The organism is Amycolatopsis sp. NPDC001319 (assembly GCF_042896185.1).
Classification (GTDB): domain Bacteria; phylum Actinomycetota; class Actinomycetes; order Mycobacteriales; family Pseudonocardiaceae; genus Amycolatopsis.
The window spans coordinates 659,120-682,903 of sequence record NZ_JBIAWY010000002.1; the positions used below are offsets into that span (position 1 = coordinate 659,120).

General features: G+C 70.5%; 18 protein-coding genes. 8 read left to right on the top strand and 10 right to left on the bottom strand.

Features of this window, described 5'->3' with window-relative positions; translation table 11 throughout:
* Window positions 1–150 precede the first annotated feature (150 nt).
* From nikE to ACFY1H_RS08850, 4 genes are read right to left on the bottom strand one after another with little or no spacing between them, the layout of a single operon-like run.
* Window positions 151–1,803 (bottom strand): ABC transporter ATP-binding protein, encoded by a 1,653-nt coding sequence (gene nikE / locus ACFY1H_RS08835; RefSeq protein WP_366590162.1) that lies wholly within the window; start codon window positions 1,801–1,803, stop codon window positions 151–153.
* The gene (locus ACFY1H_RS08840; protein ID WP_366590160.1) at window positions 1,800–2,720 is read right to left on the bottom strand and encodes an ABC transporter permease; all 921 of its coding nucleotides are present in this window, start codon (window positions 2,718–2,720) and stop codon (window positions 1,800–1,802) included. Before ACFY1H_RS08840 ends, nikE begins: the two co-directional genes overlap by 4 nt.
* Window positions 2,717–3,745: an ABC transporter permease gene (locus ACFY1H_RS08845; protein WP_366590158.1), complete on the bottom strand. Its 1,029-nt coding sequence runs from the start codon at window positions 3,743–3,745 to the stop codon at window positions 2,717–2,719. Before ACFY1H_RS08845 ends, ACFY1H_RS08840 begins: the two co-directional genes overlap by 4 nt.
* A 6-nt stretch (window positions 3,746–3,751) precedes the next feature.
* On the bottom strand, window positions 3,752–5,518 hold the full coding sequence (locus ACFY1H_RS08850; protein ID WP_366590172.1) for an ABC transporter substrate-binding protein: 1,767 nt from the start codon (window positions 5,516–5,518) through the stop codon (window positions 3,752–3,754).
* Window positions 5,519–5,756: 238 nt separating this feature from the next.
* Here ACFY1H_RS08850 and ACFY1H_RS08855 point away from each other — a divergent pair, with 238 nt between their 5' ends.
* Entirely contained in the window at window positions 5,757–6,584 is an 828-nt protein-coding gene (locus tag ACFY1H_RS08855) for a M55 family metallopeptidase (protein ID WP_366590156.1), read from the top strand.
* On the top strand, window positions 6,577–7,884 hold the full coding sequence (locus ACFY1H_RS08860; protein ID WP_386945578.1) for a M20/M25/M40 family metallo-hydrolase: 1,308 nt from the start codon (window positions 6,577–6,579) through the stop codon (window positions 7,882–7,884). Before ACFY1H_RS08855 ends, ACFY1H_RS08860 begins: the two co-directional genes overlap by 8 nt.
* A 358-nt stretch (window positions 7,885–8,242) precedes the next feature.
* On the opposite strand, the gene ACFY1H_RS08865 is transcribed toward ACFY1H_RS08860, so the two are convergent.
* Entirely contained in the window at window positions 8,243–8,599 is a 357-nt protein-coding gene (locus tag ACFY1H_RS08865; RefSeq protein ID WP_366590152.1) for a hypothetical protein, read from the bottom strand.
* 186 nt (window positions 8,600–8,785) lie between these two features.
* Complete coding sequence (locus tag ACFY1H_RS08870) at window positions 8,786–9,604, bottom strand: SAM-dependent methyltransferase (protein WP_386945580.1); 819 nt, start codon at window positions 9,602–9,604, stop codon at window positions 8,786–8,788.
* A gap of 285 nt (window positions 9,605–9,889) precedes the next feature.
* Between ACFY1H_RS08870 and pip the strand changes: the two genes are divergently transcribed.
* Window positions 9,890–10,837 (top strand): prolyl aminopeptidase, encoded by a 948-nt coding sequence (pip, locus tag ACFY1H_RS08875; protein ID WP_386945582.1) that lies wholly within the window; start codon window positions 9,890–9,892, stop codon window positions 10,835–10,837.
* Between the two features lie 183 nt (window positions 10,838–11,020).
* Here pip and ACFY1H_RS08880 read toward each other — a convergent pair whose 3' ends face one another.
* Together ACFY1H_RS08880 and ACFY1H_RS08885 are read right to left on the bottom strand one after the other, a co-directional pair.
* Window positions 11,021–11,359, bottom strand: coding sequence for a hypothetical protein (locus tag ACFY1H_RS08880; protein WP_386945584.1), 339 nt, complete (start codon window positions 11,357–11,359; stop codon window positions 11,021–11,023).
* A gap of 1 nt (window position 11,360) precedes the next feature.
* A complete protein-coding gene (locus ACFY1H_RS08885; protein WP_366590144.1) occupies window positions 11,361–12,032 on the bottom strand; it encodes a class I SAM-dependent methyltransferase in 672 nt (223 codons plus the stop codon).
* 129 nt (window positions 12,033–12,161) lie between these two features.
* Between ACFY1H_RS08885 and ACFY1H_RS08890 the strand changes: the two genes are divergently transcribed.
* From ACFY1H_RS08890 to ACFY1H_RS08905, 4 genes are all read left to right on the top strand, one after another.
* On the top strand, window positions 12,162–12,563 hold the full coding sequence (locus ACFY1H_RS08890; RefSeq protein ID WP_366590142.1) for a DUF6924 domain-containing protein: 402 nt from the start codon (window positions 12,162–12,164) through the stop codon (window positions 12,561–12,563).
* A gap of 208 nt (window positions 12,564–12,771) precedes the next feature.
* Window positions 12,772–17,079 (top strand): GH92 family glycosyl hydrolase, encoded by a 4,308-nt coding sequence (locus ACFY1H_RS08895; RefSeq protein ID WP_386945586.1) that lies wholly within the window; start codon window positions 12,772–12,774, stop codon window positions 17,077–17,079.
* Between the two features lie 128 nt (window positions 17,080–17,207).
* Entirely contained in the window at window positions 17,208–20,351 is a 3,144-nt protein-coding gene (locus ACFY1H_RS08900; RefSeq protein ID WP_386945588.1) for a GH92 family glycosyl hydrolase, read from the top strand.
* A complete protein-coding gene (locus ACFY1H_RS08905) occupies window positions 20,348–22,453 on the top strand; it encodes an FUSC family protein (RefSeq protein WP_366590136.1) in 2,106 nt (701 codons plus the stop codon). The genes ACFY1H_RS08900 and ACFY1H_RS08905 overlap by 4 nt, the downstream gene beginning before the upstream one ends.
* Here ACFY1H_RS08905 and ACFY1H_RS08910 read toward each other — a convergent pair.
* A complete protein-coding gene (locus tag ACFY1H_RS08910) occupies window positions 22,437–22,799 on the bottom strand; it encodes a VOC family protein (RefSeq protein ID WP_366590134.1) in 363 nt (120 codons plus the stop codon). The two genes, ACFY1H_RS08905 and ACFY1H_RS08910, sit on opposite strands and share 17 nt — an antisense overlap.
* On the bottom strand, window positions 22,799–23,197 hold the full coding sequence (locus ACFY1H_RS08915) for a nuclear transport factor 2 family protein (protein WP_386945590.1): 399 nt from the start codon (window positions 23,195–23,197) through the stop codon (window positions 22,799–22,801). Before ACFY1H_RS08915 ends, ACFY1H_RS08910 begins: the two co-directional genes overlap by 1 nt.
* A 106-nt stretch (window positions 23,198–23,303) precedes the next feature.
* On the opposite strand from ACFY1H_RS08915, the gene ACFY1H_RS08920 reads away from it, so the two are divergent.
* Entirely contained in the window at window positions 23,304–23,744 is a 441-nt protein-coding gene (locus ACFY1H_RS08920) for a MarR family winged helix-turn-helix transcriptional regulator (protein WP_386945592.1), read from the top strand.
* Window positions 23,745–23,784: the final 40 nt, after the last annotated feature.

Here is a 23,784-nt window from a genome sequence, read left to right on the forward strand (position 1 = left end):
AGGAGATTACCGGGTGAATCTTCGCCTCACCGCACGGGCTCCCGCTCCGATGCCGTTTCGCGCACCTGTTCGGGCGGCCGGCGTGCGGTCCGGGTGAATGTTCCGCCCGTGGGTGGTGGACGCCGTTTTTCCGGAAGTGGCCCGGAACGTTCAGCTGCCGGTGGTCGCGCGCTGGGCCGTGCCGCCGGGCAGGGCGGCGAGCAGGGAGCGGGTGTACTCGTGCCGGGGGTCGAGCAGGACCTGCTCGACGGTGCCCGTTTCGACGAGTTCGCCCCGGTACATCACGGCGACGCGGTCGGCGATGTTCCAGGCCAGGCCCAGGTCGTGGGTGATCACGAGCCCGGCGAGGCCGAGTTCGCGCCGCAGCCGCAGCAGGAGGGCGAGGATTTCGCCGCGCACGGATGCGTCGAGGGAGGCGACGGGTTCGTCGGCCACGAGCACGGCGGGTTCGAGCGCGAGCGCGCCGGCGATGACCACGCGCTGGCGCTGGCCGCCGGAGAGCTCGTGGGGCAGGCGGTCGAGGAACTTCTCCGGGGGCCGCAGCTCCGCCGCCTCCAGCGCCTTGAGCACGGTGTCGCGTTCGGCGGGCAGGCCGTGGATGCGGGGGCCTTCCGCGACGGCTTCGTAGACGGTGTGGGCGGGGTTGAGCGCGCTCGTGGGGTCTTGCAGGACGAGCTGGACCTTGCGCCGGTAGGCGCGCAGCGCGGCGCCGCCTGCGGGGAGGGGTTTGCCGCCGTGGCGGATCGCGCCGGAGTCGGCTTTCTGCAGGCCGAGCAGGGTGCGGGCGAGGGTGGTCTTGCCGGAGCCGGACTGGCCGACCAGGGCGACGATCTCGTCGCGGCGCACGGCGAGGTCGACGCCGTTGACGGCGTGGATGCGCTTGCCGGTGCGGTCGCGGAAGCTGACGTGGAGGTTTTCGGCTTCGAGCAGCGGGGTGTCGCCGGGGCCGGCGCGGTGCTCGGGTTCGGGCGGCAGCGGGGTGCTGGTGGCCGGGGCGAAGCGGGACACGGGGTCGCCGACGGTGGGGAACGCGGCGGCGAGCGCGCGGCTGTGTTCGTGGTGCGGGTCGGCCATGAGCTCGGCGCTGGGGCGTTCCTCGACGAGCTGCCCGTCGTACATCACGGCGATGCGGTCGCAGGTGGCGGCGAGTACGGACAGGTCGTGGCTGATCATGACGAGCCCGATGTCCTGTTCGGCCACGAGCTTCGACAGCAGGGCGAGCACCTGGGCCTGCACGATCACGTCGAGTGCGGTGGTCGGCTCGTCGGCGATCACCAGGCGCGGTGAGCAGGCCAGGGCCATCGCGATCATCACGCGCTGTTTCTGTCCGCCGGACAGCTCGTGCGGGTAGGCGCCGGCGCGCGAGGGTGGCAGGTCGACCTGTTCGAGGAGCTCGGCGACGCGGGCTTTCACCTGCGGCTCGCTCAGCGCGCCGGTCTCGGGCGGGTGCAGGCGCAGGGGTTCGGCGATCTGCTCGCCGATGCGGCGCACGGGGTTGAGCGCGTGCATGGCGCCCTGGAACACCACCGACGCCTCGGCCCAGCGCACGGCGCGCAGGCGGCCCCAGCGCATCGTGGTGACGTCTTCGCCGTCGAGCAGGATCTCGCCGGTCACGGTGGCGCTGCGGGGCAGCAGGCGCAGCACGCTCATGGCGACGGTGGACTTGCCCGAGCCGGACTCCCCCGCCACGCCGAGCGTGCCGCCGGCTTCCAGGCGCAGGTCGACGCCGCGGACGGCGGGGACCTCGCCGCCGCCGGTGCGGTAGGTGACGCCGAGGTTCTTGAGTTCGAGCAGGGCGGTCACGAGTGTTGTCCTTTGAGCCTCGGGTTCAGCACCGTCTCCAGCCCGCGGCCGACCAGGGTGAAGAACAGCACGACGAGCACGATCGCGATGCCCGGCGGGAGCAGGTTCCACCACGCGCCGCGGCTGACGGCGCCGTTGTTGAGCGCGGTTTCGAGCATGGCGCCCCAGGAGATGGAGCTCGGGTCGCCGACGCCGAGGAACGACAGGGTCGCGTCGGCGATGATCGAGTTGCCGACCACCAGGGTGGTGTTGGCGAGCACGAGCGGCGCGACGCCGGGCAGGACGTGTTTGCCGACGACGTGCAGGTGGCCGCCGCCGAGCGCCCGGGAGCGTTCGATGTAGGGGCGGCTTTCGATGGTGAGGGTCTGGGCGCGCACGAGCCGGGCGGTGCTGGGCCAGGCGGTGACGCCGATGGCGAGCACGATCGTCCAGATCCCCTGCGGCAGCACCGCGGACAGCGCGATGGCGAGCACGAGGGAGGGCAGGACGAGGAAGAAGTCGGTGAAGCGCAGCAGGATCGTGGAGATCCAGCCGCCGAAGTGCGCGGCGGCGATGCCGATGACGGTGCCGATGAGCACGCTCAGCACCGTGGCGGCGAACCCGACGAGCAGGGAGATCCGGGTGCCCCACATCGTCAGCAGGAGCACGGAGCGGCCGTCGATGTCGGTGCCGAGCCAGAACTGCCCGTCGGGCGGGCTCAGGGGGCGGCCGGTGGCCTGGGTGACGTCGAGGCCGCTGGAGTCGCTGATCACGGGCAGCAGCAGGGCGAGCAGGACGGTGAGCACGAGCAGGACGAACCCGGTGAGCGCGGCTTTCTGGGCGGCGAACTCGTGCCAGGTGCGGGCGATGCCGGCGCGGCGGCGGCGCCACGCGATGGCGCGCGGCGTCTCGGACGCGGTGGTGGCGGGGGCGGTCATGCGGTGCGCACCCTCGGGTCGAGCACGCGGTAGAGCAGTTCCGCGAGCAGGTTCATCAGGACGACGGCACTGGCGAGCACGACGAAAACTCCTTGCAGCACCGGCAGGTCCGGGCCGTGCAGCGCGTCGTAGGTGAGCTGGCCGAGGCCGGGCCAGCTGAACACGGCCTCGACGGTGACGGCGCCGGAGACGACCATGCCGAACTGCATGAACACCAGGGTCACGGTGGGCAGCAGCGCGTTGGGCACGGCGTGGCGGCGGCGGACGAGGTCGTCGCGCAGGCCTTTGGCGCGGGCGGTGGTGAGGTAGTCGGCGTTCATCTCCCCCAGCAGCGACGAGCGCATCACCAGCATGTACTGGGCGTAGAACACCGCAAGCAGTGTCACGCACGGCAGGACCAGGTGGTGCAGCACGTCGAGGCCCTGGGCGAGGAACCCGGGTCCGGCGTCGGGCGAGTGCATGCCGCGGCTGGGGAACAGGCCGCCGGTGACGACGAGCAGCAGCAGGCCGAGCCAGAACTGCGGAACCGACCACAGGGTCAGGGCGATGCCGGTCTGGGCGCGGTCGAAGAAGCTGTCGCGTTTCCAGGCGGCGCGGATGCCGAGCCACAGGCCGAGCGCGACGGCGAGCACGGTCGCGCTGCCCACGAGCAGCACCGTGGGCCACAGCCGTTCGCCGATCATGTCGAGCACGGGCCGGCGTTCGATGTAGGAGGTGCCGAAGTCGCCGCGGAACAGGCCGGTGAAGTAGTCCCAGAACTGGGTGATCAGGGGCTTGTCGATGCCGAGGCGGTCGCGCAGCTCGGCGATCTGGACGGGGTCGGTGGGGCGTTCGCGGACCATGAACGCCACGGGGTCGCCGGGCAGGAGCCGGAACAGCAGGAACCCGAGCACGATCACCAGCACGATGCTGGCGAGGGCTTCGGCGATCTTGGTGAGGACGAACCGGGTGGTGCCGGTCCCGCCGCGGTTCTCGTCGGGGTCGACGAGAACCGCGGCCTGGTCGGAGGTGAGTGACTGCGTCAAGAGGTGCTACTCCCGGTCGTCCGCGGCTTTGCCGCGCCGGCCGATCATGATGCCGCCGCCGACGAGGACGACGACCACGACGACACCGAGCACGATCCACAGCACGGTGTTCGAGCCGCCGCTCTCGGCGGCGGTGTTCTCCGTGCCGGCGGGGACGGCGCCGTAGACACCCCAGTAGCCGGTCTGCTCCAGGATCGAGCCCTGGGGCTGCGGCTGGGTCTGGAAGCCGGAGAACTTGTCGGAGCGGTAGGCCTCGAGCGCGTTGTCGTAGTCGAGGACGACGTTCACGGCTTGGCTGTAGAGGCGGGCCTGGGCCTGCTTGACGTAGCCGGCTCGGGTGGCCGGGTCGGTGTCGGTGAGCTGCTGCTTGTAGAACCCGTCGTAGGCCTGGTCGCAGAAGAACGTGTCGGTGGTGGCGCCCTTGCCCTGGGCGTTGGGCCGCGCGGCGCAGGTGTGCAGCGCGAGCGCGTAGTCCGGGTCGGGGTTGGTGGCGTAGCCGGAGATCGCGAGGTCGTAGTTGCCGGCGGTGGTGCGGTCGTTGAGCTCCTCGTCGGAGACGAGCTCGGGCTTCACGGCGATGCCGATCTGCTGCAGCCAGCCGGTGACGTACTGCACGGTGCGCTGGTCGAACGCGCGGTTGGCGTGGCCGGTCAGGCGCAGCTCGAGGCGCGCGCCGCCGGGCGCGACGCGGATCCCGTCGCCGCCCTTGGCGTAGCCGGCCTCGTCGAGAGTCTTGTTGGCGGCCGCGAGGTCGAACTTGCGGGCCTCGGCCGGTGAGGGATCCCAGTGGTAGGCGGAGTAGATCGGCGGGATGACGCCGCCGCCGAGCTGGCCGTAGCCGCCCATGACCCGGTCGACGATCGTCTTGGTGTCGATGCTTTCCGCGATGGCCTGGCGCAGCCGGAGGTCCTTCAGCACGGGGTTGCCGTTGCCGATGGGCTTGTTGGTCACGTCTTCGACGCCGAAGTTGATGTTGATCTCGTTGTAGCGGCGCCCGGGTGCCTGGTTGGTGGCGATGTTCGGCTGGCCCTTGAGGGCGTCGAACTGGGTCGGGGTGAGCCGGTTGATCACGTCGACCTCGCCCTGCTTGAGGGCGTTGACGGCGGCTTCGACGTCCTTGAACACGAGCAGCTGCAGTTCGTCGACCTTGGGCGCACCACGCCAGTAGGAGGTGTTGGCCTTGAACTTCACGTACTCGTTCTGCTTGTACTCGGTGAGCTGGTACGGGCCGTCACTGACGCCGACCACGGACAGGTCGTCGGTCTTCGGGTCGTTGAGGTCCTTGATCGGCGCCCAGATGTGCTCGGGCACGATCGGCACGTCGAGCAGGTCCATGGTGGCCTGCACGGCCTTGGTCTTGATGATCAGCGTCGTGGCGTCGGGTGCGGCGACGCTCTGGAAGTTGGCGACGTAGTTGCCGTTCGCGGTGCGTGCGGTCTCGTCGTCGAGCATGCGCTGGAAGGTGAACGCCGCGTCCTTGGCGGTGACGGGCTGCCCGTCGGACCACTTCACGCCCTGGCGGATCTTGAACGTCCAGGTGAGCTTGTCGGGCGAGGTCGTCCACGACTCCGCGAGCGCGGGCGAGGCTTCGGCCTTGTCCGCGCTCGGGATGGTGAGGAACTCGTAGATGAACCGGCCGACCTGCGTCGACGCCGCGAGCGACGCCGTGAACGGGTTCAGGTGGTCGATCCCGGTCGTGAGCGCCACCCGCAGCACCTTCGGCTGCGCCGGCTGCTGTGCCGCGGCGGTTCCCGCCAGCGGCAGAATCGCCATGGTTCCCGCGGCCAGAACCGCGATGACGCGGTTCACCCCGCGCCGAACGTGCTTGATCCGCACTTGAAGACCACCCCATCGTCTAGCCCCAGAGCCGAAAAGTAACCACATACCGAGGGAAGGGCGCAATATGTTCCGACAACTGTGCGTGTCCGATCGTTATGTGCGGCGTGCCGTCACCGTGCGTGACCTCGGGTGTTCCGCCCCGGGCCGGACGTAGGATGACTAGAGTGCCTGCATGCGGATCATGGTCTCGGCGGACATGGAGGGCGCCACGGGCGTCACGTGGACCGACGACGTCGTGCCCGGTACCGAGCCCTGGCAGCGGTTCCGGCGGTTGTTCACCGGTGACGTCAACGCGGTGCTGGCGGGGTTGTTCGAAGCCGGTGCGTCCGACGTCCTGGTGAACGAGGCGCATTCGTCGCAGCGGAACCTGTTGCTGGAGGAGCTGGATCCGCGGGCGCGGATGCTCACGGGGCGCCACAAGCCGTTGTCGATGATGCAGGGCATCGATTCCGGTGTGGACGGTGTGGTGTTCCTCGGTTACCACGCGGGCGCCGGCTTCGACGGCGTGCTCTCGCACACGTACCTGGAGAACCAGATCACCGGGGTGTGGCTGGACGACGTGCCCGCGAGCGAGGGCCGGCTCAACGCGGCGCTGGCCGCGGAGTACGGCGTGCCGGTACTGCTGGTCAGCGGGGACGACCAGGCATGTGAGGACGCCCGTGACTACGCTCCGGAAGCGGAGCTGGTGCCGGTGAAGGAGTGCGTGAGCCGGTACGCGGCGATCTGCCTGCCGCCGGCGCGCACCTCCGAGCTGCTGACCGCGGCGGCTTTGGACTCGTGTGTGCGGGCCGGGCGGGTGGAGCGGCTGCCGGGGCGGCACCGGATCGAGGTGGAGTTCGACGCGAGCCACCTGGCGCAGGCGACGGCCGTGATCCCGACGGTGGAGCAGATCGGCACGCGCCGGGTCGGGTTCGACGCGCCGAGCATGACCGAGGCGATGAAGGCGTTCAAGGTGGTCACGGCCATCGCGGCGGGGGCGGTGCAGGGTATCTATGGCTGACGTGGCTGACCCCGTCGAGCTTTGCGCGGATCTGATCCGGTTCGACACGACCAACCGCGGCGGCGGGGACTCCGAGGGCGAGCGGGAGGCGGCGGAGTACGTCGCGGAATTCCTGGGGCGCCACGGGGTTGCGGCGAAGATCGTGGAGTCGGCGCCGCGGCGGGCGAACGTGATCGCGCGGATCCCGGGTGCTGATCCGGCGTTGCCGGCACTGCTGGTGCAGGGGCACCTGGACGTGGTCCCGGCGGACGCGGCGGACTGGTCGGTGCCGCCGTTTTCCGGTGAGGTGCGCGACGGGTTCCTGTGGGGCCGGGGCGCGGTGGACATGAAGGACTTCTGCGCGATGGTGCTTTCCGCCGTCGCGTCGGGGCTGCGGCCGCGCCGGGATCTGGTGCTGGCGTTCGTGGCGGACGAGGAGGACAAGGGCGACTTCGGGGCGCATTGGCTCGTCGCGCAGCACCCGGAGCTGTTCGAGGGCTGCGCCGCGGCGATCAGCGAGTCGGGTGGCTACAGCTACCACGTGCCGGCGGCCGACGGGCGCGCCGTGCGGCTGTACCCGGTGGGGACGGCCGAACGCGGCACCGCGCACATCAAGCTCACCGCCCGCGGCCGGGCGGGGCACGGCTCGCGCCCCAACGACGAGAACGCCGTGACCATGCTCGCCGACGCGTTGCACCGCATCGCCGGGCACCGCTGGCCGGTGCGGCTGACCCCGACCGTGCGGGCGTTCCTGGACCGCACGGGTGCGGCGCTGGGCGTGCCCGTGGACCTCTCCTCGGGTGACGCGGTGGACGCGACAGTGGCGCGGCTCGGCCCGGCCGGTTCGCTCGTGGTGCCGACGGTCCGCAACAGCACCACGCCGACGATGCTGTCCGCGGGCTACAAGGTGAACGTGATCCCGTCGACCGCGACGGCCCAGGTGGACGTCCGGGTGCTGCCGGACGCCGAGGACGAACTGTTCGAGGTCCTCGACTCCCTGCTCGGCCCCGGGGTGACGCGCGAGTTCGTCGCGCACCAGCCGCCCGTGCAGGCCCCGGTGGACTCACCGTGGTTCGACGCCATGGCCGCCGCCCTGCGCGCCGAGGACCCCGACGCGGTGGTGGTGCCCTACTGCATGGGCGGCGGCACGGACGCGAAGGCGTTCTCCCGGCTGGGCATGGCGTGTTACGGCTTCGCTCCCCTGTCACTACCCGAGGGCTTCCCGTACCGCGCCATGGCGCACGGCGTGGACGAACGCGTACCGGTGGACGGGCTGCGCTTCGGGACCCGGGTGTTGAAGCGGTTCTTGGAGTCCTGTTAGGACGCACCCTTTTGTTGCCGCGTCGGTCAACTCGATCGCACCAACGGGCTGGGCGACGGCGCTTCGTTCAGCGTCGACCGGCTGGTAGCCACGGCTCAGGCACCCGATCGGATGGCGACCGCGCTGACGGTCTCGTCCGGTCGGGTCACTCGCAATGTTGCGGGCGTCCGGACAATCCGCACCTGGGCTGCGGCGATGCGCCGACTCCGCTTGAACGCTCCGCCGCCGAAGCGCGCGGCGAAAGACCGCCCGCGTGTCGGCGCCGTCTGACCTCGACAAGATCGATGACTAGCCGCTCACCGGGCTGTCTAGACCACGGCCCGCACGCGAACCTGGCCCGCGCACCCTGCGATGTCCGTCAGGAGTCGCGCTCTACGCCTGGTGGTGAGCTCGGCGATGCAACCGGCAGGTGGTGGTGCAGCTGCTGCAGGGTGTCCGCGAGGCTCCAGCCGGCGGGGATGGTGGTTTCACCGGGAACGCCGAGCTGGTCGTCGGCGACGTACCAGCTGCGCATGTCCTCGGGGGTGAATTCCTGCGCCTGGCGGCGGGTGGCGTGGCGGGCAACGGTTTCCTCGAACGGCACGGCGAACTGGACGAGGGCCAGGCCGTGCCCGTAGGCGGAGCGCACGGCCTCGGCGACTGTGGTCTTGCCCGAGCCTGAGGGGCCACGCAGCACGAGGAGCGTGGTGTTCTCGTGCCCGGTCCGGGCGCTCATGGGTGGGTCCTTGGTCTGGTCGGCGAGCTGGTTTCGCCGACACCTGCCCGCGCACGGCGATCTCGCTGCCGGCCTCGGCGGCGTCGCGGTCGGCGAGGTACTCCTCGATCATGGCCAAGAACCAGCCTCGGCGAAACCCACAAGGGGCAGCGCGGTCACGTACCTGCCGCCGCGTCAGCGGCTCGGTCAGGGTTTGCGGGCCACGGCTGCGAGCAGGCAGTGATCGGAGAGTTTGAGAGGCTGCATGCGGGGGCCCGTGGGCCACCAGTCGGCCGGCTGGACCAGGCCGGGCTCGAGGAGCTCGAGGCCGGCGAGCATGGTGTTGATCTCGGCGCGGGTGCGGAAGTGGATCCGCCCTGAGGAGGCGCCTTGATATACGCGTTCGATGTTGCGGGCGACGGCGCTGTACTCGTCGTCTTCGGGGTCGAGGGCGTGGCTGAGCACCACATACGATCCTGACGGCAGGGCGTCGAGGTAGTCACGCAGTACGGCGGCCGGGTCGTCGGCGCAGAAGTGCATGCTCATCGAGTGGATGAGTGCGAGGGGTTTGTCCCAGTCGAGCTCGCCGCGCACGGTCGGATCGGCCAGCAGCTTCGTGGGCTGGAAGATGTCGCCTCGGACGATGTGGGTGTGCTCATTGTCGGCCAGCAGCGCGCGGCCGTGGGCGAGCACCACCGGATCGTTGTCGACGTAGACCACGCGCGCGTCGGGGTTGGACCGTTGTGCGACCTCGTGGACGTTCTCGGCGGTGGGTAGCCCGGACCCGCAGTCGAGGAACTGGTCGATGCCGATGTCGCGGGCCAGGAAGCGCACGGCGCGGATCAGAAATTCTCGAGCGACGACGGCCAGTTCGGTCACCTCGGGTGCCACGGCTTGGACCTTGCGCAGCATTTCCCGGTCGACCTCGTAGTTGTCCTTGCCGCCCAAGCCCGCGTCGTAGACCCGGGCGGTACTCGGCACGGTCGGATCGATGACCATCGCAAAGTCGTCGTCGAGCTCGCTCATGGGTAGCAACGTACCGCTAAGCGGTTGCGCTCCGACGTCGACCGGCGGCCACCGTAATGGTGAATATGTCTGACCAGCAAAGATCAGAGGATGATGCGGCTCCCTGCCGCAGGTAGCCGTGGTGCGACGGTGGTCCGGGCCACTGGACCGCGCAGTTGTGAGAGGAACTCGGAGTGCGTGTAAGCGCCCTCGCCCGCCCTTCTCCGAGTCAAAAAGGCCGTGCGTGAGCGTGCCGTGGGCCGCTAATGTGACAGCACTGTTGTATCCCGGTGTGAGGACGCGCTGATGGCTGGGCTGTACCCCGAGATCGAACCGTACGAGCACGGCCTGCTCGACGTCGGAGACGGGCACGAGATCTACTGGGAGACTTGCGGAAACCCGGCCGGGAAGCCCGCGCTCGTCGTGCACGGCGGCCCGGGCTCGGGCTGCTCGGCGAACCTCCGCCGCTACTTCGACCCCGAGCGGTACCGGGTCGTGCTCGTCGACCAGCGCGGCTGCGGCCGCAGCATCCCGCACGCCGGCGCTCCGGTCGCCGACCTCTCGGCCAACACCACTGCCCACCTGATCGCGGACTTCGAACTCCTCCGGACCCGGCTCGGTATCGAGAAGTGGTTGCTGTTCGGCGGTTCCTGGGGCTCGGTGCTCGGACTGACTTACGCTCTGCGCCACACCGAGCGGATCAGCGAGATCGTCCTGATGGGCCTGGCGACCGACCGGCACCTCGAGATCGAAATGCTCATCCGCGGCCTCGGTGCCTACTTCCCGGAAGCCTTCGCCCAGTTCCGCGAGGGCGTGTCCGAGAACGAGCGCGACGGCGACCTGTCCGCCGCATACCACCGACTGGTCATGGACCCGGACCCCGTGGTCCACCACAAAGCGGCCGCGGATTGGTGCGCCTGGGAAGACGCGATGCTGCCGGGCGTGCGGCCACACGACGTCTACGAGGATCCGACGTACCGGCTCTGCTCTGCCCGGCTCGTCACGCACTACTTCAGCAACCGGGCGTTCCTCGAGGACGGCGTCATCCTGCGCGAAGCGGCCAAGTTGGCGGGGATCCCGGCTGTGCTGGCGCAGGGTGTGCTCGACACCAGCAACATCGTCGGCACACCGTGGCTGCTGCACCACGCCTGGCCCGGCAGCGAACTGGTGATGCTGGACGACGTCGGACACACGATTTCCGCCGCGTCGATGCAGGACGTGCTGGTCGGCGCGACGGACCGATTCGCCCGGTGACGGACGGCCGCGGTGGGGCGCTCGACGGATGGAGTCCGCGAAGCTGACCGATGCGGGGTATCTGCCCGCCACTGCGGAGGTGACGCCGTTGCAGGCGTTGGCGTGCGCACGCCGGCTCGCGCGGATGATCACGGGTGGTTCTCAGGGAGAGTGTCCGTGCCATGCGGCGACCTTCCGGCGCCGCTAGGCCCGCCAGGCGCCCGGCAGGTTCTGCGGGTGTGTGCGCTCGAGTTCGGCTTCGAGGGTGGCCTGGCGGTGTTCGGCGGCTTCGGCGCTGGGGAGGCCGGGGCGGTCGGCGATGCGGTCCCAGGACCAGCCGCGCCGGCGGGCCTGGGTGATGAACTCGGGTTCGGACTGGTCGACGACGCGGCGGGTGATGACGACTTCGCGGCCCCAGGCGTCGAGGACGTCGTCGGGGACGTCGTGGCCGAGCTGAGCCGTCATGAGCAGGGCGGTGAGCACCTCGGTGGGTGCCAGGTCGGGGAGGTGCTCGGTGAGCCAGCGTTCGAGGATCGGGTTCACGTCAGGTCTCCCGGGTGAACTGGGCCCACCAGCGGCTGCCTTCGCGGACGCGGTCGACGGTGGTGGCCTTGACGCCGTCGCGGGCGAAGGAGTCGAGTTCGGCGCGGTTGAGCGGCCAGGGTGGTCCGGACCAGGTGGCGAGGTCGATGCTCTCCTCGGCGAACGCGCCGACGACGAGCGTGCCGCCGGGGGCGAGGAAGCCGGCCACGGACGCGATCGCCGCGTCGCGCACGGACTTCGGCATGGACTGCACGGTGAGGATCTCGACGACGACGTCGAAGGCGTGGTGCCAGGCGGCGGGCGGGTCGAGCAGGTCGGCGGTGCGGTAGGAGACGCGCGTGTCGGGGAAGCGGTTGAGCACGGCCTTGATCGCGCTGGGCGAGACGTCGAACGCCGAGGTCGCGTAGCCGGACTCGGCGAGCAGTTCCGCGTCGTCGCCCAGGCCGCACCCGACGACGAGCGCGCTGCGGCCCGCGCCGGGGTTCGCCGCCGCCCAGGCCGCGAGCTCGGGGCCCGGTTCGCCCCGGTACCACGGCACGACGGCCTCCCCCGCTTCGGCCGCGGCGTACAGGGGCTCGAACCACCCCGTCGGGTCGCCTTCGGCCAGCGCGGCCTCGGCACGGCGGCGCGCGGCGTCGTCGGCCGCCGCCTGGTCGATCGCTTCAGGGGGCATGCTCCCCTTATACCGGCGGCGGCCATGCGGTGTGCGGGATTTCCGGATGCGCCACCCGGCCGCGTACTCGAGCGCCCCCGCGTGCGTGCGGTGCCGGCCCGGGTGCGCGGCTGCGGTTCACTGATCACCATGGACCGACTGCCCGACCTCCACACCAGCCTGCTGATCCGCACGGACTTCGCCGACCCGGCCGGGTGGGACGCGGTCCGCACCGCGGTGACGACCCCGAACGAAGACGATTTCCTGCCGAACCTGCACGTGGTCGACGACCCGGCCTACCGCGACGCGACCGCCGACCAATTGATCGCGCTGGCGCCGGAGTGGGCGCTGCTGGTGCTGGCGGATCGGACGGCGCTCGCGTCGGCGGAGCTGCCGTTGCTGGTGGTGCGGGTGAGCCCGCGGGTGAACGGGCGCCTGCGGGTGGTCGCGGAGCACCTGTGGTCGATCGAGAACAACATTTCGCTGGCGAACATGGACTGGGAGGAGTTCACGGCGTCGGCGGACGAGGACGGGGTGTTCCGCGGGTTCTGACGCGCCGCGCCGCTCGGCCGCAGTCCGCTCGCCGGCGCGGCAAGGCCGGATGCGCCAGCGGGTACGTCCGGCGTTGTCCGTTTCCGGTCAGGTTTGCCCGCCGGATCTTGACATCGATGTCACGCCCGGGTTTCCCTTCCGTAGCGCCGCCGCCGGGAGGGTTCCCGCGCGGGCGTGCCCGACCCGCCCCGACAAGCTGGGAGCAACGATGCCCCGAAGCGCCAGATCCGTCCGCGCCGCGCTGGTCGCGGTCGTGGCGGCGGCCGGATTGGTCGCCGCGCCGGTGACCTCGACCGCCGCGGCGGACGCCCCTCCGCCGGATTTCTCGTCCTCGTTCGAGCCGTCGGATCCGCAGCCGACGTGGCAGGACACCGTTGACACCGATGCCGCGGGGCAGCCGCGGACGTCGGGGGTCAACGGCGCGAACGGTGCCACGATCCCGGGTGACATCCGGGGCAAGGTGACCGACGTGAGCGCGAGCAGCGAGAACACCGACGGCGGTGAGGTCTCGGCGAACCTGGTCGACGGCACGACCGACACGAAATGGCTTTCGTGGGACCCCACCGCGTGGGCGCAGCTGACGTTGTCGGAGCCGGTCGCGATCACGCACTACGCGATCAGCTCGGCCAACGACTTCCCCGGCCGTGACCCGCAGGACTGGACGCTGCGGGGGTCGAACGACGCGCAGCAGTGGACGGACCTGGACAAGCAGTCGGGCCAGTCGTTCGACGCGCGGTTCCAGACGAACCAGTACAAGCTCGCGGCACCGAGCGCGGCGTACCGCTACTACCGCCTCGACGTGACGCGCAACCACGGCGACGACATCCTGCAGATGTCGGAGCTGCTGCTGGCCAACGACGACGCCCCGCCGCCGCCGTTGCCGAACATGCGCAGCTTCGTCGACTCCGGGCCCACCAGCGGGTACACGAGCAAGAACCGGGTGGGCTTCACGGGCAAGAAGGCGTTCCGCTACGCCGGTACGCAGACCGCGGCCGGGCACGGGTACTCCTACAACAAGGTGTTCGACGTGAACCTGCCGGTGGTCCCGACCACCGAGCTGTCCTACAAGGTGCAGCCGCAGCTCGCGGGCAACGACCTGAAGTACCCGAGCACGAACGTCGCGATCGACCTCGCGTTCACCGACGGCACGTACCTGTCGGGGCTGGGTGCGACGGACCAGTACGGGTTCCCGCTGACGCCGCAGGGCCAGGGCGCGAGCAAGATCCTGTACGCCAACCAGTGGAACCTGGTGCGTTCGGCGATCGGCACGGTCGCCGCGGGCAAGACGATCGACCGGATCCTCGTCGGCTACGACAACCCGAACGGGCCGGGTGCGTTCCAGGGCTGGCTCGACGACGTGAAGATCTCGGCGACCCCGACGCCGCCGGCGAGCCAGCGCCCGAGCGACAACGTGCTGACCACGCGCGGCACGATGGCCAACGGCACGTTCTCGCGCGGCAACAACTTCCCGGCCACGGCGGTGCCGCACGGGTTCAACTTCTGGACGCCGGTCACGGACGCGGGTTCGGACAGCTGGCTGTACAACTACTCGACGCAGAACAACGCGGACAACCGGCCGCAGTTGCAGGCGTTCTCGGCGAGCCACGAGCCGAGCCCGTGGATGGGTGACCGGCAGAGCTTCCAGGTGATGCCGTCGGCGGCGGCCGGGGTGCCGGACGCGAACCGCGACGCGCGGGCGTTGTCGTTCTCCCACGACAACGAGGTCGCGCGGGCGCACTACTACGGCGTGACGTTCGACAACGGGATCAAGACGGAGATCGCGCCGACCGACCACGCGGCGGTCATGCGGTTCTCCTTCCCGGGCAGCGACTCGAGCCTGATCTTCGACAACGTGAACAACTCCGGCGGGCTCACGCTCGACCCGGCCACGGGCACGCTGACCGGGTACTCGGACGCGAAGAGCGGGCTGTCGGCGGGCGCGGGGCGGATGTTCGTGTACGCGAGCTTCGACAAGCCGGTGACCGCCGCGGCGAAGCTGACCGGCCAGGGCCGCGACAACGTCACGGGTTACCTGCGGTTCGCCGCGGGTGCGGACAAGACGGTGACGATGCGGATCGCGACGTCGCTGATCAGCGTGGAGCAGGCGAAGAAGAACCTCGAGCAGGAGGTCTCGCCGACCGCGACGTTCGCCTCCGTGCGTGACGCGGCGCAGCAGGCGTGGGACAAGCAGCTGCGGGTGATCGAGGTGCAGGGCGCGTCGAAGGACCAGCTGGAGACGCTGTACTCGAACCTCTACCGGCTGTTCCTCTACCCGAACGAGGCGTTCGAGAACACCGGCACGCCGCAGGCCCCGGCCTACAAGTACGCCAGCCCGGTGGCCGCCAAGACGGGCGCGGACACCGCGACGCAGACCGGGTCGAAGGTCGTCGACGGCCAGATCTACGTCAACAACGGGTTCTGGGACACCTACCGCACCACGTGGCCGGCGTATTCGCTGCTCACGCCGGACATGGCCGGGAAGATGGTCGACGGATTCGTGCAGCAGTACCGCGACTCGGGCTGGATCGCGCGCTGGTCCTCCCCCGGCTACGCGGACCTGATGACGGGCACGAGCTCCGACGTCGCGTTCGCCGACGCCTACCTCAAGGGCGTGACGAACTTCGACGTGAAGTCGGCCTACGACGCGGCGCTGAAGAACGCCACGGTGACGCCGCCGAACTCGGCGGTGGGCCGCAAGGGCCTGGACCAGTCGATCTTCCTCGGCTACACGCCGAACACCACGGGCGAGGGCTTCTCGTGGGCGATCGAGGGTTACGTCAACGACTTCGGCATCGCGAACCTGTCGAAGAAGCTCTACGACGAGGCCCCGGCGAGTGACCCGCGCAAGGCGGAGTACCTGGAGAACTACCAGTACTTCACCAGCCGCGCGCAGCAGTACGTGAACCTGTTCGACCCGAGCATCGGGTTCTTCCAGGGCAAGGACGCGTCCGGGAAGTTCACCAAGACCGCGGCGCAGTACGACCCGCGCGCGTGGGGCGGGGACTACACCGAGACCGACGGCTGGAACATGGCGTTCACGGTGCCGCAGGACGGGCAGGGGCTGGCGAACCTCTACGGCGGCAAGGACAAGCTGGCGCAGAAGCTGGACGCGTTCTTCGCCGACCAGGAGACCGCGACGATGACCGGGTCCTACGGCACGGTGATCCACGAGATGCGGGAGGCGCGGGACGTGCGGATGGGCCAGTACGGCCACTCCAACCAGCCCTCGCACCACCTGCTCTACATGTACGACTACGCGGGTCAGCCGGCCAAGACGCAGGCGAAGGTGCGGGAGGCGCTCTCGCGGCTCTACACCGGCAGTGAGCTGGGCCAGGGTTACGCGGGCGACGAGGACAACGGCGAGATGTCCGCGTGGTACGTGTTCGGCGCGCTCGGTTTCTACCCGTTGCAGATGGGCAGCCCGAACTACGCGATCGGGTCGCCACTGTTCACCAAGGCGACGCTGCACCTGCCGGGTGGCGACGTGGTGATCAACGCGCCGAAGAACTCGGCGAAGAACGTCTACGTGCAGGGCCTGAAGATCAACGGCAAGGCCTGGACGTCGACGTCGCTGCCGCAGGACGTGCTCTCCCACGGGGCCACGCTCGACTTCGACATGGGCCCGAACCCCTCGGCCTGGGGCACGGGCGCGAACGACGCGCCGAAGTCGATCACCACGGGCGACGCGGTGCCGACGCCGCTGCACGACGAGACCGGCGCCGGCAAGGGCACGCTGTCCACTTCGGACGGTTCGAACGCGGCGGCGCTGATCGACAACTCCTCGCGCACCGAGGCGAAGGTGACCGGCGCGGTGACGTATCAGCTGAACTCGACGGACGAGGCGGTCACGCACTACACGCTGACCTCGCCGAAGGGCGCGGGTGACCCGAAGAGCTGGAAGCTGGAGGGTTCCTACGACGGGAAGACGTGGGCGGTCGCCGACCAGCAGACCGGTCAGACGTTCCCGTGGCGGCAGCAGACGCGGGCGTTCGCGGTGGCCAACCCGGCGCACTACGCCTACTACCGGCTCACCGTCACCGACAGCAGCGGTGGTCCCGCGTCACTGGCGGAGTTCGAGCTGCTGGGCCGGCCGGACGCGTCGTGCACGAAGACGCTGACGGGCGCGCAGAAGGGCCCGCTGACGGTGTCGAGCGGCACGGTGTGCCTCGCCGGCGCCACGGTGTCCGGTCCGGTGACCGTGGCCGCCGGTGCGTCGCTGGTGGTGCGGGGCGGCTCGATCTCGGGTCCGCTCGCGGCGACGGGTGCGGCGCAGGTCGTGCTGAACCGCACGAAGGTGTCGGGCCCGGTGGCGATCACGGGCACGACCGGCTCGGTCTCGGTCGAGCTGACCGACATCGGCGGCCCGGCGACGTTCACGGGCAACCACGGGCCGGTGCTGACCAGCAGCACCGTGGGCGGGCCGCTGGCCTGCACGGGCAACACGCCCGCCCCGACCGACCACGACCTCGCCAACACCGTCCGCGGCCCGGCCGCGGGGCAGTGCGCGAAGCTGTAGCCGGCTGACCCGCCGTGGGGCCTCTTTCCGCATCGGAAAGAGGCCCCACGGTCGTTTCCGGGGGCGGGCGGCGTCAAAGATCATGTCCGTGGCGGGCCGGTGGGCGTCCGAGCGGCTACCGTGTGCGCGTGACCAGCGCCGGGTTCTTCTCATCGTTCGAGGCGGGTGACCCGCAGCCGGTCGCGGCCGGTGTCCGCGTGGACAGCGGGCCCGACCGGTCCCCCACCGCGAAACCGGGCGTGGGGTTCACCGGCGTGCGCGCCCTGCGCTACAGCGGCGTGGCGCGGACGGTGCTGTTCGAGACCGACGTCGAGGTCACCGCCCACAGTGCACTGTCCTACGTGGTCTTCCCGGCCTCGGACGCGACGATCCCCTCCTACCGGAGCACGTTCGTCGCGCTGGACGTGGAGTTCGACGACGGCGGCAGCGCCGGCTTCTCGGCCACTGAGCAGGGGCACGCGAAGACGCTGCTGGTGGACCAGTGGAACCTCGTGCGCCGGCCGCTGTGCGCGTTCGCCGGGCGCCGGGTGCGGCGGATCGTGCTGCTCACCGACGCGCCGGGCGGCCGTGACATCAAAGGCTGGCTCGACGACGTGCGCGTCGGCGAGCACCACCCGCGCACGGGCGACCCGGTCGACCACGCGCGCACCACCCGCGGCTCGCACTCCGGCTTCGCCTTCTCGCGCGGCAACACGTTCCCGGCCACGGCCGTGCCGCACGGCTTCAACTTCTGGACCCCGGTCACCGACGCGCGGTCGCTGGACTGGTTCTACTCCTACCACCGGCACAACACGGCGGCGAACTCCCCGGCGCTGCAGGCGTTCGCGGTGAGCCACCAGCCGAGCCCGTGGATGGGCGACCGCCACACCTTCCACCTCATGCCCGGCACCGGTCCCGTCGAGACCGACCGCCGGCGCCGCGCGCTCACCTTCACCCACGCCGACGAGACCGACCGGCCGCACCACTACGGCGTGCGGTTCTCCACCGGTGTCACCGCCGACATCACGCCCACCGACCACGCGGCGATGTTCCGCTTCACCTTCCCCGACGGCGCCGGCTGGGTGGTCTTCGACAACGCCCGCAACCGCGGCGGCCTGCGCGTGCACCCGTCGACCGGGGTGGTCACCGGCCACACGTGGGTACGCAGCCGCCTGTCCACCGGCGCGCGGCGGATGTTCGTCTACGCCCAAGCGGACGTGCCCGCCTCCGGCGGGGGCCGCGGCTCGATCTGGCGCCGGGTGAGCGGGCACCTGGAGTTCGCCGCGCCCGAGGTGACGCTGCGGATCGCGACGTCCCTGATCAGCCTCGCGCAGGCACGCCGCAACCTGGAGCTGGAGATCCCCGCCGGCACCACGTTCGACGAGGTCCGCGACCGCGCGCGCCGCAAGTGGCAGGACGTGCTGGGCCGCGTCGAGCTGGAAGGCGCGAGCGAGGACGAGCTGGCCACGTTCTACTCCAACCTCTACCGGCTCTACCTCTACCCGAACCGCGCGCACGAGAACACGCCCGACGGCATCCGCCACGCCAGCCCCGTCGCCCGCGGCCGCGCGTTCAGCACCCGCAAACGCACCGGCGCGAAGATCGTCGACGGCGAGCTGTACGTCAACAACGGCTTCTGGGACACCTACCGCACCACCTGGCCCGCCTACTCCCTGCTCACCCCCGAGCGCTGCGGCCGGATGATCGACGGGTTCGTGCAGCAGTACCGCGAAGGCGGCTGGATCGCCCGCTGGTCCTCCCCCGGCTACGCCGACCTCATGACCGGCACCAGCTCCGACGTCGCCTTCGCCGACGCCTACCTCAAGGGCGTGCGCAACTTCGACGTCGAGTCCGCCTACGACGCCGCCCTGAAAAACGCGACCGTCGCCCCGCCGCGCGCCGGCGTCGGCCGCAAAGGCCTCGACACCGCACCGTTCCTCGGCTACACCCCCACCTCCACGAAGGAAGGCCTGTCCTGGGCGCTGGAAGGCTGCCTCAACGACTTCGGCCTCGCCAACCTCGCCGACGCACTCGCCCGCGAAAGCGAAGGCCCCCGCGCCCGCCGCCGCGCCGACAACGCCGCCTACCTGCGCCAGCGCGCCCAGCACTACGTGCACCACTTCGACCCGCGCATCGGGTTCTTCCAGGGCCGCACCCCCGACGGCGGCCGCCACTTCCCGGCCCACGGCTACGACCCCGAAGCTTGGGGCGGCGACTTCGTGGAGACCAACGCGTGGAACACCGCGTTCTCCGTGCCCCACGACGGGCCCGGCCTCGCCGCCCTGCACGGCGGCACCGCCGGCCTCGAAGCCAAGCTCGACACGTTCTTCACCACCCCCGAGACCGGGCAAAAACCCGGCTCTTACGGCGGCCTCATCCACGAGATGACCGAAGCCCGCGACGTGCGCATGGGCCAGTACGGCCACTCCAACCAGCCCTCGCACCACATCCCGTTCGTCTACGCCTTCGCCGGCGCGCCCGCGAAGCTGCAGCGCACCGTCCGCGAGGTCCTGCGCCGCCTCTACCTCGGCAGCGAGCTCGGCCAGGGCTACCCGGGCGACGAGGACAACGGCGAGATGTCCGCCTGGTACGTCTTCGCCGCCCTCGGCCTGTACCCGCTCACGGTCGGCAGCCCCCGCTACGTGGTGTGCGCGCCGCTGTTCCGCCAGGCGACCCTGCACCTGGAGAACGGCCACGACCTCGTGATCCGCGCCCCCGGCGCCGCCGGCCCGGGGGACGCCGCGGACACGCCCTACGTCCACGGCCTCACCATCGACGGCCGGCCCCACCAGTCGGCAACCCTCTCCCACGCTGTGCTCGCCCGCGGCGCCGTGCTCGAGTTCGACGTCCGCAGCGAACCCGGCACCTGGGGCACCGAACCCGTCACCCCGAAGCAGCCCGAGCCGCTGACCGACCTCGTCGGCACCGCCTACAGCTCCCACGGCCCCGCCGCGCTCCTCGTCGACGACACCAGCCGCACCGAAGCCACCTTCACCACCCGCACCCCCGTGATCGAGTTCTCCGTGCACGGCACCCCCCGCGAAGTCACGATGTACACGCTCACCTCGGGCAGCCGCGACGGCGACCCCACCGCGTGGGTACTGGAAGGCTCCGCCGACGGCCGCCGCTGGACCGTGCTCGACCGCCGCGACGACGAGCTGTTCCGCTGGCGCCGCCAGACCCGCCCGTTCGTCCTCGACAGCCCCGCCGCCTGCGAGCACTACCGTTTGCGTGTCACGGCGGCGAACCGCCGCCGCGTCACCCTCGCCCAGTGGGAGCTGCTCGCCCGATGATCGCCGACCTCCGCGACGCCACCCTCGACCGGCTGGCGGCAGCCGATCCCGGCCTCGTCCGCCTGCGGCTGGCCGGCTCCGCCGTGCTGGGCATCATCATCGCCATCCTCGCGCTGCAGCCCCTGCACTTCCCGCTCACCACGTCACTGGTCGCCGCCATCGCCGCCATGATGAGCGCGTTCACCGTCAACGACCCCACCAGCGGCGGCCAAGCCATCACGCTCTGCCTCGCCGCCGTCGTCGGCGCCTGCTCCATCACCCTGGCCACCATCGGCGCCGCCTACCCACCGCTCGACAGCATCATCTTCGTCCTGCTGATCTTCGTCGCCGTCTACGTCCAGCGCTTCGGCCCCCGCGGCACCGCACTGGGCTCCATGGCGTTCTTCCTCTTCTTCTTCCCCATGTTCCTGCAGGCCCACCTCGCCCAGGCCCCGCAGCTGCTCATCGCCATGGCCACCGGCGTCGCCGCCAACGCCCTCGTGCGCTTCGTCCTCCTGCGCCGCAACGCCGAAACCGAGTTCATCCGCATCCGCCGCGCCTTCCGCGCCCGCGTCGCCGCCGCCGTCCGCGCCACCGAGGCCTACATCGCCTCCTCCGGCAGCGACCGCAGCAACCGCCAGATCCGCACCGCACTGGCCCGCCTGCACGAATCCGTCCTCCTCATCGAAGACAACGCCCCCGACGTCGTCGACGCCCGCAACGCCGACCTCCTGCGCCGCCGCGCCATCGAAGTCGAGCTCGCCGTGCAATGGCTCACCATCACCGTCCAGCGCACCTGCTCCCACCCGATGCCCGAAGGCGTCGCCGACGACCTCGTCGCCCGCCTGGCCAAATTCCGCTCCCTGATGGAACGCGACCCCCGCGAACTGCCCCTGATCAGCGAAACCGGCGAGTACAGCCGCATGCTCGTGGAAGGCAGCCGCATCGACGAGAAAGCCCACCCCGGCGACGGCGTCCGCCGCGCCATCGCCGAGCTCGCCGTCGCCGACGACCGCGCCCAGCGCGTCGCCGGCCGCGAAGCCACAGTGGACTACTCCCTCGACGAAGACGACGACGAACCCGAACCCACCAAAGCGTTCGCCTACGACAACCAGACCCGCAGCGCCATCCAGGCCGTGATCGGCGGCGGGCTCGCCGTCCTCGCCGGACAGCTCATCTCCCACCAACGCTGGTACTGGGCCGTGCTCACCGTCTTCGTCGTCTTCGTCGGCACCTCCAGCGCCGGTGCCCGCTTCGTCAAAGGCGTCCGCCGCACCGGCGGCACCCTCATCGGCATCGTCGGCGGCGTCGCACTCGCCCTGCTCGTCAGCGGCAACACCCTCGCGATCCTGGCCCTGATCATGGTCTGCGTCTTCGGCATGGTCTACATGTCCCGCGTCTCGCAGTTCCTCATGGCCTTCTTCGTCACCAGCATGCTCGGCCTGCTCTACAGCCTGCTCGGCACCTTCAGCATCCAAGTCCTCTGGATCCGCGTCGCCGAAACCGCCGTCGGCGCCGCCGCCGGCCTGCTCGCCGCCGTCGTCATCGTCCCCGTCCGCACCCGCTCGGTGATGCTCGACGACATCGCGACCGTGCTCGACGAGCTCCACGACTTCGTCGAATCAGCCGACACGCTCCTCTCGGGCCGCGACAACGTGAACATCATCGAGATGTCCCGCGACCTCGACCGAGCCGTCGAACAGGTCCGCAAGACCATCGAACCCCTCACCCACCCCATCAACCTCCGCAGCGCACGGCGCGACTACGGCTGGCACGTGCTCACCACGCTGGAAACCATCGCCTTCCGCGCCCGCCACGTCGCCGCCCGCGCCCAGCCCGGCCAGCTCGACGGACCCGTCGCCGACCGGCTCGACCTCTTCGCCGGCCGCGTGCTCGCCAACATCGACCTCGTCGGCGAAGCCGTCCGCCACCCCAACACCACACCCACCGAAAAGCTCATCCGCGACGACGGCACCCCCGTCGTCGACCGCATCGACGACGCCGAAACCCGCGCCGTCGTCTCCAGCTTCAGCCACCTCGACGAAGGCGTCGTCGCGCTGGGCCGCGTGTTCAACGTCGACGCGACCCAGCCCGCACCGGCCGGCGCTAACCGGCCTTCGTGAGCAACTCCATGTTGTGCCCGTCCGGATCGTCGAAGTAGAACCCCCGCCCGCCGAACATCCCGTTGACCCCCGCCGTGCGGTGCAACGGATCGGCGTAGATCGCCGTACCGGCAGCAGTCAGCCGCGCCAGCGCGGCGTCGAACTCCTCGTCGCTCACCAGGAACGCATAGTGCTGACCGGCGACCGTGTCGGCCTGCGCGAAGTCCAGCGTCACCCCGTTGCCCAGCACCACCGGCAGGAACGGAGCCGTCTCCGCACCCACGGTCAACCCCAGGACCCCCGCCAGGAACTCCGCCGACGCGCTCCGATCCGTCGCCCACACGATCGTGTGGTTCAGCTCCGCCATCACGCACCCCCGCGCGCGAACGCCGGTGGCGCACCGAGCGGGCTCAGGTGCATCCCCGCCAGCAACCACCGGCCGTCCTCACGCACCAGCACGTGCGTCGACCGGAACCGCCCGTCCACCGCGTTGCCCCGGTGCGTCGCCTCCTGGTCGTGCACGCCGACCGCGATCGCCGAGTCACCGTGCTCGCGCACCTCGACATCGCGCCAGTCCAGCCGGCGCGTGACGAGCCCGCCGCCTTCGTAGCGCTGCAGCCACTGGTCGCGGTCCAGCACGAAACCCAGCGGGCCGACCAGCGTGAAGTCACCCGTGGTCATCCCGGCCAGCGTCGTGGTGTCCCCCGCCGTCTCGGCCGCGACCCAGCGCCTCCCCGAGTCGGTGATCTCTTCGGTGGTGCCCATGATCCCTCCCGTGGTCAGTGGAGCAGCTTGACGCGACAAACGTTAGAACTCGAATCGTTAGATGTCAAACGCTTAGTCTTCGATCAATCTGCGCTACGGTGCACCCGTGCCCCGACCCACCACCGCCCCCATCGGCGTCCTCCTCGCCCGCACCGCCAAAGCCGCGGGCCAAGCCTTCGACCAGGCCCTCGCCGCCGTCGGCGGCTCCCAGCCCGTCTGGCAGATCCTCATCGCCCTCAAAACCCACCAGCACACCAGCCAACGCGAGCTCGCCGACGCCGTCGGCATCCAAGGCGCCACCCTCACCCACCACCTCAACGGAATGGAAACCTCCGGCCTGCTCACCCGCACCCGCGACCCCGAAAACCGCCGCGTCCACCACGTCGAGCTCACCGAGTACGGCGAAACCACCTTCCACCGCCTCGCCGAAGCCGCTGTGGCCCACGACAACCGCATGCGCACCGGCCTCACCGACCACGAGATCGCGACGCTCGCCACACTCCTGGGCCGCCTCGCCGCCAACGTCACGACACCCGCCGGAGAGTGACTGGACGCACCCGAACGAACGCACCCGCGAGTACTAGAGT

Bases quoted from the DNA above. Each gene is read 5' to 3' on its own strand.
- ACFY1H_RS08840 (WP_366590160.1), bottom strand. From the start codon at position 2,720: ATGACCGCCCCCGCCACCACCGCGTCCGAGACGCCGCGCGCCATCGCG.
- ACFY1H_RS08850 (WP_366590172.1), bottom strand. From the start codon at position 5,518: ATGGCGATTCTGCCGCTGGCGGGAACCGCCGCGGCACAGCAGCCGGCG.
- ACFY1H_RS08855 (WP_366590156.1), top strand. From the start codon at position 5,757: ATGCGGATCATGGTCTCGGCGGACATGGAGGGCGCCACGGGCGTCACG.
- ACFY1H_RS08860 (WP_386945578.1), top strand. From the start codon at position 6,577: ATGGCTGACGTGGCTGACCCCGTCGAGCTTTGCGCGGATCTGATCCGG.
- ACFY1H_RS08865 (WP_366590152.1), bottom strand. From the start codon at position 8,599: ATGAGCGCCCGGACCGGGCACGAGAACACCACGCTCCTCGTGCTGCGT.
- ACFY1H_RS08870 (WP_386945580.1), bottom strand. From the start codon at position 9,604: ATGAGCGAGCTCGACGACGACTTTGCGATGGTCATCGATCCGACCGTG.
- pip (WP_386945582.1), top strand. From the start codon at position 9,890: ATGGCTGGGCTGTACCCCGAGATCGAACCGTACGAGCACGGCCTGCTC.
- ACFY1H_RS08885 (WP_366590144.1), bottom strand. From the start codon at position 12,032: ATGCCCCCTGAAGCGATCGACCAGGCGGCGGCCGACGACGCCGCGCGC.
- ACFY1H_RS08890 (WP_366590142.1), top strand. From the start codon at position 12,162: ATGGACCGACTGCCCGACCTCCACACCAGCCTGCTGATCCGCACGGAC.
- ACFY1H_RS08895 (WP_386945586.1), top strand. From the start codon at position 12,772: ATGCCCCGAAGCGCCAGATCCGTCCGCGCCGCGCTGGTCGCGGTCGTG.
- ACFY1H_RS08905 (WP_366590136.1), top strand. From the start codon at position 20,348: ATGATCGCCGACCTCCGCGACGCCACCCTCGACCGGCTGGCGGCAGCC.
- ACFY1H_RS08910 (WP_366590134.1), bottom strand. From the start codon at position 22,799: ATGGCGGAGCTGAACCACACGATCGTGTGGGCGACGGATCGGAGCGCG.
- ACFY1H_RS08915 (WP_386945590.1), bottom strand. From the start codon at position 23,197: ATGGGCACCACCGAAGAGATCACCGACTCGGGGAGGCGCTGGGTCGCG.